Origin of the sequence: Kitasatospora sp. NPDC052896 (genome assembly GCF_044547075.1) — a bacterium.
GTDB lineage: Bacteria > Actinomycetota > Actinomycetes > Streptomycetales > Streptomycetaceae > Kitasatospora.
The window spans coordinates 1,142,991-1,157,604 of sequence record NZ_JBITZU010000001.1 but is presented as its reverse complement, the minus strand read 5'-3'; the positions used below and the strand labels follow the sequence as shown (position 1 = coordinate 1,157,604).

The following is a 14,614-nucleotide window of genomic DNA, read 5'->3' as shown; positions in this document are numbered from 1 at the left end:
CCACGAGGGGGCGGACGTCAACAGCGGACGTCAATAGAGGTTCGGCAGCAGCGCGGCGGCGTTCTCGTAGACCGCCCAGAGCAGCGCGGCGACCACCGGGGCCGACGCCAGGTACGCCGCCCGTCGCTGCCAACTACGGGCCGCGACCGTCGCCGCCAGCACCGCGCCGAACAGCGCGAGCGCCCAGAGCTGGAGCGCGGCCAGCGCGCCGGCGTCCACCGCCAACGCGTGGTCGGCCGGGAGCAGGGCCGGCCGGCCGTACGGGTTGTCCTGGGCCGGGCCGTCCAGCCGCGCGCCGACCAGCACGGTGCCGGTGGGGATCCAGCCCGAGTCGCTGGTGGTCAGCACCAGCCGGGCCGGAGCCGCCGGGTCACGGATCGGATGGCTCCCGTCCCCGTACGCGTTGACGGTGTAACTGAACCTGCCCTGGCCGGTGGTGGCGTAGATCTTGTCGCCCAACCGCAGCGCGGCGAGCCGCCCGAACGGCGCGCCGAACGCCGTGCCACGCCCGAACAGCACCGCTGTCCCCTGCTGACCGGGCAGCGCGGTGTCCCTGCGGTGGCCGGGACCACGCATCAGGTCGCGCCCGCTGGTGCCCTCGACCACCACGGCGTGCTCCAGGCCGATCGCCGGGATGTCGAGCACGGCCACCGGGGTGCCGTCCGCCGCGGCACCGGTGGGGGCCGTCGCGTTGGCCAGCTGGTAGCGGAAGGTCTGGTAGGTGGCCGCCTGGTAGTGCTGCTCCTGGAGGCCCGAGAGTGCCACCAGGTAGCCCACGAAACCGAGCAGCAGCCCGGCCAGCAGGGTGGCGGACCAGCCCACCCGGAGCAGCCGGCCGGGCCGGCGGACCGCTCGCGGGGCCGGACCGGCCACCGCGACGGGCGGCTCGGCGACCGGCGGACCCGACGGCGGGCCCGGCACCGCCGGGCTGTCCAGGGGTGCCGCCGGAGCGGCGAGCTGCTGGGTCATCGCCGGCCTCCGGAGACCGCGCCGGCCCGGCGGCGGCGCAGCCAGCTGCCCAGGAACGGCGGCACCGCCACCACCGCGACCAGCTCCAACCCGGTGAGCGAGCCGAGCACCCAGTTCTGCGGGCGACCGTCGAGGGCGACCACGGTCGCGGGCGCCGCGCCACCGACGCCCTGGGCGACCTCCTGCTCGCCGGTCTGCGGGTCGATCGCCGCCGGGCCGTTGCCGCTCCCGCTGCCATCGGTCGCCGTCGCACCGCCGGAGGCCGCACCACCCGGTCCGCTGCCGCCGGCCGACGCACCGCTCCCGCCGCGGGCCCCGGCACCAGCCGTGCCGCTGCCACCCGGCTTGCCGCCGGCGCCACCCACCGAGCCGCCCGCCCCGGAGCCGGCCGCCGACCCGGCCGAGCCCGAACCCCCACTGCTCGGCTGGCCGTTGGTCACCGTGCAGGTGAGTGGTTCACCTTGGTGGTCGCAGGGGCTCGGCTGCGGTGCGTTGACCAGGATGGTGAGCTGGCCCGCCGCGTTGAAGGTCGGGTTGGGACAGTTGGCGAGCGTGTTGGGATCCACGGTGCTGGTGTTGCCCGGGATGTGCGCAGTCTGCAGCAGGCCGCCGCGGACCAGCCCGCGCGGGATCGGCGAGTAGCCGATGGCGTCGATCCCGGCGCCCTGCCCGGCGCAGAGCACGTAGCTGAGGAACTGGCTGAGCGCCGCGCCCTTCTGGTTGTTGAATCGAGGTGGCACCGGATCGGCCGCACCCGCCCGCGGCACGATCAGGTAGCTGTAGCTGGAGAGCGGGTAGGAGCGTGGATCGGGGTTGGTGTAGACGCCGTCGAGATCCTGCTCCAGGTAACTCGGGTCGCTGGGCGAGGTGTTGTCGTCCACTCCGCGGATCTTCGCCGCGGTGAGCGCGACCGCCACGTTGGAGGCGGTGGGCAGGCTGAAGTAGCCGGCCGGGTTCAGCACCTTGACGACCGGCCAGTTGCTGGTCAGCGCGAAGGCGTACTCGTCGTAGCCGATCGCGCCGAGCCCGGTCGGCTGCTGGATGTAGTTGGCGACCGCGTCCGAGCCGTTCAGCGACACCATGCGGCCGGTCGGCGGGAAGAACTCGGTGTAGTCGCCGCAGGTCACGCCGTTGGCCGCGGTGCAGTAGGCGTCCCACTGCTGCTGGTGGGTGTGCTCCATCCAGCGAGTGAACTGCGCGGTCGCGCCGGAACCATCCGAGCGGACCACCGGCGTGATCTGCAGGTGCGGCAGTGCCCGGCCGTACTCCTGGGTGATCCTCGGGTCGTCCCAGTAGGTGATCTTCCCGGTGAAGATGTCGACCAGGTTGTCCGGGGAGAGCCGCAGGTCGGTGACCTGCTTGCCGCCGAGCTTGAGGTTGTACATGAAGGCGGTACCGCCGGCCGTGACCGGGACGTAGGAGTAGCCGTAGACCGGGAGTTCGGCGTTTCCGCTGCCCGCCCGGTGGTCGCCGTCGCTGGCGCCGGTGTCGGCGGTCGACCGGAACGGGACGTCGGAGGCGGTGAAGTCGTCCTGCCCGGCCTCCCACTGCTGCCGGCCGGCGGCCGAGCCGATCGGACGGAAGTCGATCTGGATGCCCTGGGTCGAGACGTCGGTGCGCCACTTGTCGAGCGCCGGTCCCGCCCACGACGAACCGTCGGCGCTCAGCGAGGTGTCCGCGACCGCCTGCGGCCCGGCCAGCAGCAGGACCGGAAGGGCCAGCAGCAGGGCGAGGGCACGCAGGGCCCGGCGACAGCGGGCGGGGGCCCAGGGCATGGCGGTTCCTCCGATACGAGGGGCGGGTGGCGGCGTTGCCGCGGACGTGAGCGGGCCGGCGGTTCTCATCTGCCGCCCTCCTGCCGGCTGATCGCGCGACGCTGGCGCCGGGTCAACTCGCCCGGCCGGCGACCACCGAGCAGCCGGGCGGCCACGAAGAGGACCAGCACCAGCGCCATCAGGGTCAGCCCGGCGGCGAAACCACGCGCGATCATGTCCGGGTAGGGCTGCCGCACGTAGTTCCAGATGTAGAGCGGCAGGCTGACCTGGTGACCGGTGAACGGGTCGGCGTTCAGCCGGGCGGTGAAGCCGGCCGTGAGCAGCACCGGCGAGGTCTCGCCGACCCCGCGCGCCATGCCCAGGATCACCGCGGTCGCCAGCCCCGGGCGGGCGGTGGGCAGCACGACGTTCCAGACCGTGCGCCACTGGCTGCCGCCGAGCGCGTAGGAGGCCTCCCGCAGCGTTCCCGGAACCAGCCGGATCACCACCTCGGCGGCGCGGGTGACGATCGGCATCATCATCACGGTGAGCGCCAGCGAGGCGGCGAAGCCGCTCGACTCGACACCCAGGGTCAGGATCACCACCCCGAGCACGAAGAGCCCGGCCACGATGGACGGCAGCGCGGTCATCGCCTCCACCAGGGTCCGGACCGGGCGGGCCGTCCGGCCGCCGACCTCGGAGAGGAAGACCGCCGTGGCGATCCCCAGCGGCACCGCGAACAGGGTGGCCAGGCCGAGCTGTTCGAGCGAGCCGACCACGGCGTGCAGCACCCCGCCGGAGGTGATCGGCGAGAGCGCCGAGGTGTGCTCCATGGTCTGGGTGAAGAAGTTGCCGTGGATGGCGGCGGGCAGCCCGCGCATCGTCACGAAGACGAGCTGCTCGACGATCAGCACGACCAGCAGCAGGCCGGCGCTCCAGGCCACCACCGTGACCAGCCGCTCCCGCACGGTCAGCCGGTCCCACTGCAGGCTGCCGAGCGCGTAGCAGAAGGCCAGGAAGAGCAGGTACCAGCAGAACAGGAAACCCTGCGCGCCGCTGAGCGGCAGCAGGCGCTCGTAGAGCAGCCAGTCCAGCGCCAGCGAGCCGACCGCCGCGCCGACCAGGGTGGCGACCTCCGGGCCGGTGACACCGCCGAGGCGCCGGCGGCGCTCCGGTGACACGGCCGGGCCCAGCGCCGGCACCGCCGCGGGCAGATCCAGGGTGGTCATCGGGGCTTCCCTTCGGAGTCGGACCAGCGGGGTGGTGATGCGGAGGGGCCGGGCGCGGGTTGCGCGGCGGGGGCTGACGGGTTGGCCGGCGTGGTCGGTCCGGTCATGGTCAGTCCGCCGTCGCGGCGCCGGAGCGGGAGCGGCCGACCACCACGCCCGCCAGCACGTTCACCAGCAGGGTGAGCCCGAAGAGCACCAGGCCGGCGGCCATCAGCGCGGAGAGCGAGAGGCCGTCCGACTCACTGAAGCGCAGCGCGATCAGGGCGGAGATCGAGTTGGCGCCGTTCTCCAGCACATGACCGGTGATCTTGAAGGCCGGAGAGATGATCATCGCGACGGCGATGGTCTCCCCCATCGCCCGGCCGAAGCCCAGCATCACCGCGCCGATCATCCCGCCCCGGCTGAACGGCAGCACCACCGTGCGGACCATCCCCCACCTGGTGCCACCCAGCGCGTACGCCCCCTCGCGCTCGCCCTGCGGCGCCTGCGAGAACACCTCACGGCTGAGCGAGGTGATGATCGGCGTGATCATCAGGGCCACCACCAGCCCGGCGATGAAGGTCGAGGAGGTGTAGGAGGTCCCGATGTCACCGGTGGTCACCTTGAAGAACGGGACGACACCGCCCAGGTGGAGCGCCAACCAGCGGACCAGGCCGACGATTCGCGGTTGCAGGAAGAAGAACCCCCACAGCCCGTACACGATGCTCGGGATCGCGGCCATCAGGTCCACCAGGGAGACCAGCGGCCCACGCAACCTGGCCGGCGCGTACTCCGAGATGAAGACCGCCGCGGTGAGCGAGACCGGCACGGCGAAGCAGAGCGCGACCACCGCGATCAGGACACCGTCCGGCAGCACCGCGGCGATGCCGAAGGTGTGCGCCTCGGTGCGCCAGCGCTGCTCGGTGAGGAACGACCACCCGGTGACCCGCAGTGCCTCGATACCGCGGAGCAGCAGGAAGAAGGCGATCAGACCCATGATCGCGAAGACCGAGAGTCCGGCCGCCCGCAGCAGCCCGCGGAAGACCCGGTCACCGGCGGTGGCAGGCGCGGTCAGGGCCCGCGGGCGGTCGCTGTCAGCGTCAGGGTCACCGTCGGTTCGGCCGAGGTGGGAGCCTGGCCCGGCGTCGGGAACGGCGGTCGCGGGAGCGCCTGCCGCATCCCGCACCGGGATGCGAACGGTGTCGGCCGTGGGGTCCACCGCGGTGCCGGTGGCAGGAAAGATCCCGGCGGGGAAGGAACCCTCCTCCGGCACGGAGGGTTCGGAACCAGGACCGGGCAGACGTCCGGGTCCAGGGTCGGGTCCGGCTCCGGGCTCGGCGGGCGGCACAGGCTGCTCAGGTGTCATGGGTGATCGGCTCTCCGGCTCGGACGGGGTGGGCTTCTCCTGTGGCGCGAGGGCAGCGGCCGGGGCGCGGCCGCCGCGCTGCGCGCGGGGCGTTCAGCCGCCGCCGACCGTCCTGCGCAGGCGGGCCACCAGCTGGCCTCCGGCAGCCGTACCGCTCAGCAGGAGCACGGCCGGACCGCCGACCAGCAGCACCGCCCCGGCTATCAGCACCACGGGAAGCAACAGCCGGGCCAGCCCCGCTCGGTCGGGCGCGGGCTGGCCGGCGGCCACCGGTGCCAATGAAGGCTCACTCGACGTCTCCGCCGCAGCTGCTGCTGAGGGCCCCGCGGCAGCCTTGCCGTCGCCCTCGGGAGCTGCCCCGCTCCCTCCGGGGACCAGGCCGGGAGCACCCGCCTGGCCTGCGCCCCCCGTTCCGTTCGGGTTGGCGATCGCCGGCGCCGGGGCGGCGGCAAGCGGCTGCACCCCTCCCGGGCCGGTGGTCGTCGACGCGGTGGCGGTGGGGCTCGCGGACGGGGAGACCGGAGCCGTCTGGTTGCCCGGCAGGGCACCGTCCTGCGCGGCGACGTGCTGGACGGCGGCCTGGGCCTGCGCCTGCTGCGTCTGCGTCAGATCGGCGTAACCGAGCGCCAGCTGACCGGGGTTGCGCCCGTAGACTTGCCCGCCCCCCGGGTTGGTGACCTGCTGGACGAACTGGGAGATCGCGGTCGCCTTCGCCGCCGACTGCCCAGCGGTCGGCACCATCGCGTACTGGACCGTGGTCAGCGGGTAGGCACCGGCGTCCCGCGCGTAGGCGCTGTCCGGTACGCCATAGGGCAGTTGCTGAGTGCCAGTCTGCGGGCTGACCGGCATGTCGGTCGCGGCGGCCTCGATCGAGGAGAGCGAAGGGGCGACGAACGATCCGGCGGCGTTGAGCAGTTGGGCCTCCGGCATGCCCAACGCCTCGGCCTCCCCGGTGTCCAGGACGGCGATCAACTGCCGCTGACCCTGCACCTCGGCCGCACAGGCCGGGTGCTTGCCGCTGCCGTCCATGATGGGGGACTGGCAGGTCGGGGTGTTGGAGAGGAACTGCCGGGCCACCTGGTCGAGCCCGCCGAGCAGCGGGTTCCACTCGTACTGCTGCCAGTTCGACAGCGGGTCGTTGGGGATCCGGTGGAATCCGGAGGAGTCCTGCGGGACGAAGGAGTCGACCGGGTAGCCGGAGAACGCCGGGCGCAGGTAATAGGGGTCGATCCGCATCCCCCACGGATCGGGCGCACCCTGCAGGAAGCTCTCCGCGTCCGGGTCGGCGGCGATCCAGGAGGTCAGCTGCTGGACGAGGTCCGTGGTGCCACCGACCACGATCGGCAGGCTCGACGGGGTGTTGGGGCAACTGGGCCACTGCTCGGGTGCGATCAGACTCGGCGGGTTGAGCGCCAGGAACTCCGGATCCGCGAAAATGCAGCGCGGGTTGCCGTCCACTGATGCCGGGGCACTGCCGGCCGGTTCGATGGCGTAGGACTGGGTGAGTTCCTTCGCCAGCAACCGCGCGTTGAGCCGCATGGTGTGGATCGGCCGCCCGGTCACCGGGTTGTCCACCGCGAACACCACCGAGATCGCGGAGTTCGCCAGTGGTGCGTAGACATAGGGACGCGGGGCGGGTGAGGTGTCCGGTAGCGCGGTCAACGCGACATCGGCGCCGCTCTGCCGCAGGAAGGCGGACCGGGCCTGGGGCTCACCGCCGGAGAAGGTGTACTGGATGTTCAACGGGTCGGTGGTGGCCAGGCAGAGCCCCGAGCGCCACTGCTGCACCGCCCGGTTGGCCATCTCCAGGCCGGCCATCGTGAAGTCCGCGGCGGCGACCTTGCAGGAGGTGGCGGTCGGCGCGAAGCTCAGCGGGACGACCACGTGGTTCGCCCAGGCGCAGGCCTCGCCGGTCTCGTTGTTGTTGACCAGGTTGCCGCCACCGGCGACGGTGGCGTCGGTCGCCTGGTTGGTACCGCCGTCGCGGTCGTAGCTGTGGTCGCCGCAGTTCGGCGCGCCGCTGGGGTCGTTGTTCAGCAGGGCGTCGATACCCAGCGCGTCCCCACCGTAGTTGGGCTCCACCACGATGGAGCAGGGGTGGGTGTCGTCGCAGCCGAGGCTCTGGCTCTGGACGGCCGTGAAGACCTCCAGATCGGCCTGGCCGGTGCCGTTGGGCGCGGTGGCGGCGATCGCCATGTTCGACGGGAACTCCGGCGCCGAGAGGCCGCCGCCGCGGTTGGGCTGCTGGAAACCGGCCGCCGGGTTGCCACCGTAGAGCGGGTCGCCGTAGCAGTCGGTCGGGCCCGGGTCACTGCCGCGGCACTCGTAGACCCGCACCGCGTAGATCGCGCTACTGTCGGCCACCTGGACCGAGGTCCGCGGTTGGCCGTCGATGGTCGTGGTCGGGGTGAAACCGGTCCAGGAGACGTGCACCACCTGGTCGGTCAGCGAGCTGGTCGGCGTCACCGTGACCGTCCCGGTGGGCCCGTAGGTACCAGTGGCCGGCCGCCAGACCCTGGGACCGGTCACGGTCTTGGAGTCCGCGTCCGCGCGGGCTTGTTGCACGGTACCCGCGCCGAGCGGCAGGACGGCGAGCACGGCGAGCAGCGCACAGGCGAGCACGGCCGAGAGCCCGGCTCTGGAGTACCAGCCCGGCCGCCCGAGGGCTCGGTCACGGACCTTCATGAGGGACACCTCCGGTGGCACAGGCCGCGGACGAGCGAATGGTGGGGTGACGGTCGCGCGAATGGATCCACGGATTCCCGTGACCCCATTCGTCCATGAGCACATGACCTCTGACGGCCAGCCAGGTGTACGAGGCCCCAACCGGACCCCGCCGGGGAGTGCGGCCCAAGCGACCGATCCCCACTCGCGTTCGGCGAACCGCGCGCCGGTCGGCCGCACGGACGACCGGCCGGGAGTGCGGCGCCACCGCCACCCGCCGAACGCCGCCGCGGCCTTCCGCTGGTACTCATGTCGGCACCGTAGACGGGTCAGCCGTAGTCGAACCATCCAGCGAGGTCCCGTCTTCGGGGTGGAGCCAACACCACTACGAAGACGGGCCCCTGGGGGAATGACCGACCGACCCGGCGGGCCGATGCTGGTGTTCGTCAACGGAGTACCAGCAGCTCCGGACCAGTTCGCTGACCGATGGTCAGCCGTGATCTCGAGGACGGGCTCACCATGAACGCTCGACACGCTCTGCACAGCCCCGGCCTCCGCCGTGGCCTGGCCGCCACCGCCGTCGGCGCGGCGGCCTGGTCCTGGTGGGCGCTGGACTCGGCGCCCTATCCGTACGCGCAGCGCCGCCTGCTCGACCTGCCGCTGCCGTTCCTCACCCAGCAGCGTCTGGAAAGCCTGCTGGAACTCCGCCCCGGTCAGCGGGTGTTGGAGATCGGCCCAGGCACAGGACTGCAGTCGCTCCGGATCGCTCCCCGGCTGGGCCCGGGCGGGCGGCTCGACATCGTGGACATCCAGCAGGAGATGCTGGACCACGTGATGCTCCGAGCCGGGCGGCTGGGGATCGACACCATCGTGCCGACCTGCGCGGACGCGCACGCGCTGCCCTTCCCGGACGAGGTCTTCGACGCCGCCTACCTGGTGACCGCGTTGGGCGAGATCCCCGATCCCAAAGTGGCACTGGCCGAGCTGCGCCGGGTGGTGCACCCCGAGGGACGAGTGGTGGTGGGCGAGTTCTTCGACCGGCACCAGATCAGGCGCAGCACGCTGGCGCATCGGGCGAACGCCGCTGGGATGCACGTCACGCGCCTGCTGGGTCCGCCCTTCGCCTACTACGCGCTGCTCCGCCCCTGCGGCTCCACGCACGAGGGATCGCCCCCCGAGGCTACCGAGACCCCCGCAGCCTCATTCCCGGCGCTGGAGGCCTTTTCCGGCAGGGGAGTCGGGACACCCAGCGGGGCACCGGGGTGACGACACACGGCTCACCGGTCGACCTCCGAAGTCGGCGACCCGCGAACGGGAAGCAGCGCACCAGCTCTGGGTGACCGAGCACTCGGCGGCCGGCACGCGGCGAAACGCGACCGGGCCCACTCAGATGGTGGGCCCGGGGTGGGGCAGCTGCTCCCGGTCGAGCCGGGCCGGGGTCAGCTGCCGGCGGTGAAGGTCAGCGAAGCTGTCCCGGCGTGCTGGCCGGCCACGAGAAAGGAGGTGTTCAATTGAGCGTCGGCGTACTGCGCGCCTTGAGGGTCCACTTCCAGGTCGGAGGCCTGCATGGTCTGGGTCTTCCCACTCACCGCGATGTTGGTGTTGCCGACCGGGTCCAGCAGGTTCACCGGAGTCGTCCCACCCAGCGGCACACCGGTGATCGCCCAGTTGTCGACACTGAAGGCCAGTTTGGTGAACACCACGGTCCGCCCGGTCCTGGCACTCACCAGCAGGAGGTTGCCCCCCACCTGGATGTTTCCGTAGTACCCGGGGACGTCCGCCGAGCCACCGGTCACCGGGAAGCTCGCCGAGAAGCCGGTGCTGCTGCTGTAGCCCGTGGTCGCACCAGGAAGCGCGATCGCGACGATGCCGGCCGAGAGTGACTGCTGGAGGAAGGCGCCATCCTCCTGCAGCACCAGACTGCCGGTCGGCGCAGTGGTGGTGCCAGCAGTCGAAGCCGGAGCGGCGGCGAGGGCGGTGCCACCGAGACCGGGGACGGCGAGAGCGGCGGCTATCACGACGGCGGACACGGCGAGACGGCTGCGGGCGCCGGTATTGGTGCGGGGCATGGCGGTCTCCTTGGGGATCGGTGACGACGGGAAGGGGTTCGGCAGCGCACCAGCGGGAGCGCGGGGGCTCCGGCGGAGAGGGGCAGGAGAGCGTGAAGCGGCAGCGCTCGGAGGTCGGCGAGGAGGCTGCCGGTGAAGCACGCGAGAGGAGGACGGTGCTCCGACGGGCACCGTGAGCGGTGGCCGGGCTACCGCCTCCCGGTCCGCTGGGTGGGGCGGACCGGAAGACGGGAACGCTGGGGACCCGAAAGGCCGGTGGCGGGCACCGGTGGGCCCGGTGGGTGGGCAGCTCAGAGGCAGGTGGCTGGCAGCTGAGGGGCCTTCCCCGTCCCCGGGCGGGGAAGGCCTGGGATCAGCGACGAGAGATGGCCTGAGATCAGATGTGGATGGTGCTGCCGCAGGCGCCGAACGGGAGGGTCTGGAAGCCGAAGCTGTGCAGGTCGGCCGCGCCGCTCTTGCAGATCCAACCGGTGGTACCGAAGATCGCCTTCAGCGCGGCGGCGTGCGCGTCGGTGCCGGTCCACTCGGCGTTGCGCACCACGTTGTAGACCGTACGGCCGTAAGCGGTGGAGGTGTAGGACGGGTTCAGGGTGTTCGAGGAGGTGATCGGGTTGATGCCGTCGACCGAGCGCAGGTCGAGGTAGCCGGGGGCGTCCGTGCTGGTGGTGTGGCCGCCGTAGACCTGGCCGATGTAGTGCGCGGCGGAGTACGGGGTGATGGCGTTGGGGTCGTTGAACACCGCGTCGGTGCCCTCGTTCTCCTCCGGGTTGTACGCCTCCACGCAGCTGCCCGGGGTGACCGCGGTGCCACCACCGATGGCGCTGAGGAAGAAGGCACGGGTACCGGAGTTGATCTGCGGGAGGTACGCGTCGATGGTCGCGTTGGGGCCGGTGTAGCCGGGGACGTCGGTGATCTGGCTCCAGTTGGTGATGGAGCAGGTGTAGATGCCGTTGAGGTCGGCGGTGGTCAGGTTGGCCGGGGCGTTGCCGCCGGTGTTGCCCGCCCAGGAAACGCCGTCCTTGGCGAAGGCCACGAAGAGGTCGGTGCTCAGGTCACCGGTCTGCGGCCCCCGCGAGGCGCGCGCGAAGTCCACGGTGGAGTCGGTGGTGGAGTTGAGAGCGGAGATGCCGGCACCGGAGCCGTTCGGCCGGGCGATCGAGGTGGCGCCGGTCTTGGTGGTGATCGGCGAGGTGCCGGTGGCGTCCCAGCTGTAGAGGCGCGGAGAGGTGGTGTCGCCCGTCCCGGTCAGGTAGGCGTTGTAGTCGGTGGAGAACTGGTTCAGCACTGCCTGCGTGGTGTCCGAGCCCACGCCGACGATGTCCTGGGCGGCCGGGGTGACGGCCGGGTCGGCCGAGGCCTGGCCGACCGCGATGGTGGCGAGCGAGGTCGTGATCGCAAGGGCGGCGAACAGCTTTGCGGCGGTGTGACGCATGGTGCTTTTCCTCCGGTGGGAGAGCAGGCATGACGTGAGAGGGTCCGGGGCCGGACCCATGACCGGGGGCCGCAGTTCCGACGGCCCGTCCGGCGCGACCGATCCTGTCCGGACGCCCTCCGAGCCGGAAAGGTCGGTCAGTGGTTGCTCAAGTCGAAGTGAATTCAAGGTATTTGCCAGTGGCATGGTTTAGTCGCTGGCCCGGCGCGGTGGTTCGTGGGCAGCCGGGCGGCACGATCAGGGTGCTGCGCTGCCGGACGTTCTTCTCTCGGTGGCGATTCGGGCCGGAGACGGAAACCTCTCGGTCACCACGGCCAACGCCCGTCCCCACCGGGACGGCCGGCCATGCGCCAGTCGTTCTCCAGCAGTTGGAGTCCGGCACGGAAGCTCGCCACTCCCTGCTGGCACTGGTCACGCCGCAGATAGCCCCGGGCACTGCGGGCCACCGGATCGTCGATCCCCGGGCCGGGCCGGGTGCTACGCGGGGGGAGGTAGGCGGACCAGCGCCAGGCACGGCCCTGATCCTGGCTCAGCGTGTAACGAAGGGAGCCTCGTTCGATCAGCAACTCACGTAGTGCGGCGACCAGTTCGAGTTCGCCCCGATAGAACCGCGCGGAGACCGCAAGCCGGCGACCGTTGCCGGCCGCGAGCGACCAGCCGACCTTGCGATCCGCCCCCTGGACGGCGAGCAACCGGGGCCCGCGCTGCGGCGCGCGTGGGTCAGACATCGTCGGACGTTCTCAGCGAGGAGGCTCCGGCCGGCCCGGCGGGGGTGGCAGGACCGGCGTCCGGCGGGGCGGTGGTGGGGCTGGGTGCAGAGACGGGAGAAGGCGGCTGGGAGAGAGAAGTGGAAGGGACGGCAAGGGGAGCATGGCGAGTGGCGGGCCACCGTTGACCGCGACCGTCGGGGTCGTGTTCCGGCTGGCGCCCCAGGAGGGCGACGAAGCGACGGAAGGCGTTCTGGCAGGTCGCGTACCGCTCGTAGGCGCGGTTGGAGCGGGCGTCGGGCAGCCCTCGCGGGCCCGGGACCACCCAGATCCAGCCGATGCCGTCCCGGACGTGAGTGATCCGCGCCGTCAACTCAGCTGCCGAACGGCGTAATTCGTCAAAGCTACGGGCGGCCTCGGTCGGCGACTCGTAGACCGCCGAGGAGACCGCGACAATCCGGCCGTTCGGCGCTTTGAGCTGCCACTGGTAGCGCCCGTTGGCCGCCCGTTCGGTCTGGAACCCGCCACGGATGCCGTCGGCACCCGCTTGCCCCCCGGCCATTCGGCCCACTGCCGTCTCCCGTCCGATTCCACGCGGCGTCGCACGGCGAGGGACCCGTGACCACCGCGTAGAGATCCTGTGCTCGCGTTCCAACGGCCCCACGCTAGGTGGCCGGAGCCGGACGCAGATAGGGCCGATACCGGCGCGGGAGGTCTGTTGGCCCGGAAGTTCTCCCCCGTTAACGTCGATTGATGGTTCAACTTCTGCGGGGGCCAGGCAAGATGACGAAACAGGGCAGGTGGCGCCGGGGACCACGGCACCGCCGGGACGGCTGGCCGGTAGCGCCCCGGGGGACGGCCTCCAGGGCCGGTTACGCCGTCGTGACGCCAGACGAACAGATTACGGATCTCATACTGACAGGCTTCTCTCATCGCACAGAGCGGCAGGCAGCCAGAACGGGCGCACCGAACCGGGGGACGGCAGGGCGGCTCGCAGCGAGCACATTCGAATCAGGTCCGCCACAACCGGGGGAAAGACTCATGGCCATCCGTCGCCGCCGCAACACCGCCACCGCCATCGCGCTCACCGCTGCGCTGACCACCGGCACCGCCCTGCTGCTGACCGCCTGCGGGCCGGACGCCCCGACCGCCTCGGCCGGCGCCAGCAGCAGCGCCTCGGCCGTCCCGTCCGGCGCGCCGAGCGCCGCCAGCACCGCTCCGGCGCCGGTGTCCGCCCAGCCCTCCACCGTGCCGACCGCCCCGGCCCGGCCGACCGGCGCCCCCAGCAACGCCGGCACCAAGCCGACCGGTACCGGCTCCTCGGGCGGCGCCTCCGGCGGCAAGCCGAGCAGCACGCCCACCTCGTCCGCCGCCGCGCCCAGCACGCCCGTGAACGGCACCGGGGGCAGCTCACTGACCATCAGCAACGGCACCCAGTACGTGCTGATGAACGGCACCTCGGTGAACTTCGGCACCATCGTCCGCGACCTGGCCTGGTCGCCGGACGGCAGCAAGGCGGCCTTCATCGACGGCTCGGGCAACCTGGACATCGCCAACCCGAACGGCAGCGGCCGGGTGACCGTGGCCAAGAACCCCGGCGGTCAGGCCTGGTCGCACCCGACCTGGCAGGTCGCGCCGGCCGACTCGGCAGACCGCCTGCCCGCCAAGAACAACATCTTCTTCGTCTCCGGCCAGGGCGCTGCCGCCATGCTGATGACCGTGCCGGCCACCAGTGTCAACGCCGGCCCGACCCAGCTGTCGCTGGGCTCGTACCCCTCCGACGTCCCGGCGCCGAACCCGGTCAACGGGAACTCCTGGGTGAACGGCGGCGGCGAGGCGGCCGAGGGCAGCACCGTCTACCAGAACACCAACGGCGACGTCTACATCCGGGACGACTACCTGCGCCAGCAGGGCGGTGTGCTGACCCCGGGTTCCGAGCCCGCGCTGTCGCCCGACGGCGGCGAGGTCGTCTTCGTCCGTTCCATCGACGGCCACGACCACCTCTTCGAGCAGGACCTGCACAGCTCGGGGCAGGTCGCCAAGGACCTCACCCCGAACGCGACCACGGACTACACCGAGCCGGCCTGGTCCCCCGACGGCAAGACCATCGCCGTCCGGACCCCGCACGGCATCTCGACCCTCCCGGCCAACGGCTCCGCCGCGCCGACCCAGGTCTCGACCTCCACCGGCCTGCCCGCCTACCGGGGCTGATCCGGCGGACACCGGGCCAGCGGCCAGCTGTCCGTTCAGACACCTGTCCTCCGGGCAGTTGCCTGAACGGACGGCTGGCCGGACGAACAGCACAGCGGCACGAACAGCACACCGAGCGGCGGGGGGGGGGGGGGGCGGCCGGGGCGGGCGGGGGGGGGGGCGCGCCCCGCCCCCCCCGCCCCCCCCCCCCGGCGGGCGGGGGGGGGGGGCCCCCGAGGCGGGGGGCCCATCCAC

Annotated in this window: 11 protein-coding genes; 2 read left to right on the top strand and 9 right to left on the bottom strand. The window is 72.1% G+C overall.

The features are described 5' to 3' along the window. Nucleotides 1–30: 30 nt before the first annotated feature. The 5 genes from ACIGXM_RS05370 to ACIGXM_RS05350 form a co-directional block, all read right to left on the bottom strand. Entirely contained in the window at nt 31–969 is a 939-nt protein-coding gene (locus ACIGXM_RS05370) for a sortase (protein ID WP_396556996.1), read from the bottom strand. After that, the gene (locus ACIGXM_RS05365) at nt 966–2,744 is read right to left on the bottom strand and encodes a substrate-binding domain-containing protein (RefSeq protein ID WP_396556994.1); all 1,779 of its coding nucleotides are present in this window, start codon (nt 2,742–2,744) and stop codon (nt 966–968) included. The genes ACIGXM_RS05370 and ACIGXM_RS05365 overlap by 4 nt, the downstream gene beginning before the upstream one ends. Nucleotides 2,745–2,809: 65 nt before the next feature. After that, the gene (gene pstA / locus ACIGXM_RS05360; protein ID WP_396556992.1) at nt 2,810–3,952 is read right to left on the bottom strand and encodes a phosphate ABC transporter permease PstA; all 1,143 of its coding nucleotides are present in this window, start codon (nt 3,950–3,952) and stop codon (nt 2,810–2,812) included. A 109-nt stretch (nt 3,953–4,061) separates the two neighbouring features. Further along, on the bottom strand, nt 4,062–5,204 hold the full coding sequence (gene pstC, locus ACIGXM_RS05355; protein ID WP_396556990.1) for a phosphate ABC transporter permease subunit PstC: 1,143 nt from the start codon (nt 5,202–5,204) through the stop codon (nt 4,062–4,064). Between the two features lie 186 nt (nt 5,205–5,390). After that, nucleotides 5,391–7,982, bottom strand: coding sequence for a hypothetical protein (locus tag ACIGXM_RS05350; protein WP_396556988.1), 2,592 nt, complete (start codon nt 7,980–7,982; stop codon nt 5,391–5,393). Nucleotides 7,983–8,480: 498 nt separating this feature from the next. On the opposite strand from ACIGXM_RS05350, the gene ACIGXM_RS05345 reads away from it, so the two are divergent. Next, nucleotides 8,481–9,227: a class I SAM-dependent methyltransferase gene (locus ACIGXM_RS05345; protein ID WP_396556986.1), complete on the top strand. Its 747-nt coding sequence runs from the start codon at nt 8,481–8,483 to the stop codon at nt 9,225–9,227. 173 nt (nt 9,228–9,400) lie between these two features. Here ACIGXM_RS05345 and ACIGXM_RS05340 read toward each other — a convergent pair whose 3' ends face one another. The 4 genes from ACIGXM_RS05340 to ACIGXM_RS05325 form a co-directional block, all read right to left on the bottom strand. After that, entirely contained in the window at nt 9,401–10,030 is a 630-nt protein-coding gene (locus ACIGXM_RS05340) for a hypothetical protein (RefSeq protein WP_396556984.1), read from the bottom strand. Nucleotides 10,031–10,406: 376 nt separating this feature from the next. Further along, entirely contained in the window at nt 10,407–11,462 is a 1,056-nt protein-coding gene (locus ACIGXM_RS05335) for a PstS family phosphate ABC transporter substrate-binding protein (RefSeq protein ID WP_396556982.1), read from the bottom strand. A gap of 305 nt (nt 11,463–11,767) precedes the next feature. Then, the gene (locus tag ACIGXM_RS05330) at nt 11,768–12,190 is read right to left on the bottom strand and encodes a hypothetical protein (protein ID WP_396556980.1); all 423 of its coding nucleotides are present in this window, start codon (nt 12,188–12,190) and stop codon (nt 11,768–11,770) included. Beyond that, nucleotides 12,183–12,731, bottom strand: coding sequence for a YegP family protein (locus ACIGXM_RS05325; RefSeq protein ID WP_396556978.1), 549 nt, complete (start codon nt 12,729–12,731; stop codon nt 12,183–12,185). The genes ACIGXM_RS05330 and ACIGXM_RS05325 overlap by 8 nt, the downstream gene beginning before the upstream one ends. A gap of 479 nt (nt 12,732–13,210) precedes the next feature. Here ACIGXM_RS05325 and ACIGXM_RS05320 point away from each other — a divergent pair, with 479 nt between their 5' ends. Further along, nucleotides 13,211–14,380 carry a hypothetical protein gene (locus tag ACIGXM_RS05320; RefSeq protein WP_396556976.1) on the top strand — a complete coding sequence of 390 codons (1,170 nt, stop codon included), beginning with the start codon at nt 13,211–13,213 and terminating at the stop codon, nt 14,378–14,380. The last annotated feature ends 234 nt before the right edge of the window (nt 14,381–14,614 follow it).

Excerpts from the sequence above, each read along its gene's own strand:
- pstA (WP_396556992.1), bottom strand. The coding sequence starts at position 3,952 with ATGACCACCCTGGATCTGCCCGCGGCGGTGCCGGCGCTGGGCCCGGCC.
- ACIGXM_RS05335 (WP_396556982.1), bottom strand. The coding sequence starts at position 11,462 with ATGCGTCACACCGCCGCAAAGCTGTTCGCCGCCCTTGCGATCACGACC.
- ACIGXM_RS05365 (WP_396556994.1), bottom strand. The coding sequence starts at position 2,744 with ATGCCCTGGGCCCCCGCCCGCTGTCGCCGGGCCCTGCGTGCCCTCGCC.
- ACIGXM_RS05330 (WP_396556980.1), bottom strand. The coding sequence starts at position 12,190 with ATGTCTGACCCACGCGCGCCGCAGCGCGGGCCCCGGTTGCTCGCCGTC.
- ACIGXM_RS05340 (WP_396556984.1), bottom strand. The coding sequence starts at position 10,030 with ATGCCCCGCACCAATACCGGCGCCCGCAGCCGTCTCGCCGTGTCCGCC.
- ACIGXM_RS05345 (WP_396556986.1), top strand. The coding sequence starts at position 8,481 with ATGAACGCTCGACACGCTCTGCACAGCCCCGGCCTCCGCCGTGGCCTG.
- ACIGXM_RS05320 (WP_396556976.1), top strand. The coding sequence starts at position 13,211 with ATGGCCATCCGTCGCCGCCGCAACACCGCCACCGCCATCGCGCTCACC.
- ACIGXM_RS05325 (WP_396556978.1), bottom strand. The coding sequence starts at position 12,731 with ATGGCCGGGGGGCAAGCGGGTGCCGACGGCATCCGTGGCGGGTTCCAG.
- ACIGXM_RS05370 (WP_396556996.1), bottom strand. The coding sequence starts at position 969 with ATGACCCAGCAGCTCGCCGCTCCGGCGGCACCCCTGGACAGCCCGGCG.
- ACIGXM_RS05350 (WP_396556988.1), bottom strand. The coding sequence starts at position 7,982 with ATGAAGGTCCGTGACCGAGCCCTCGGGCGGCCGGGCTGGTACTCCAGA.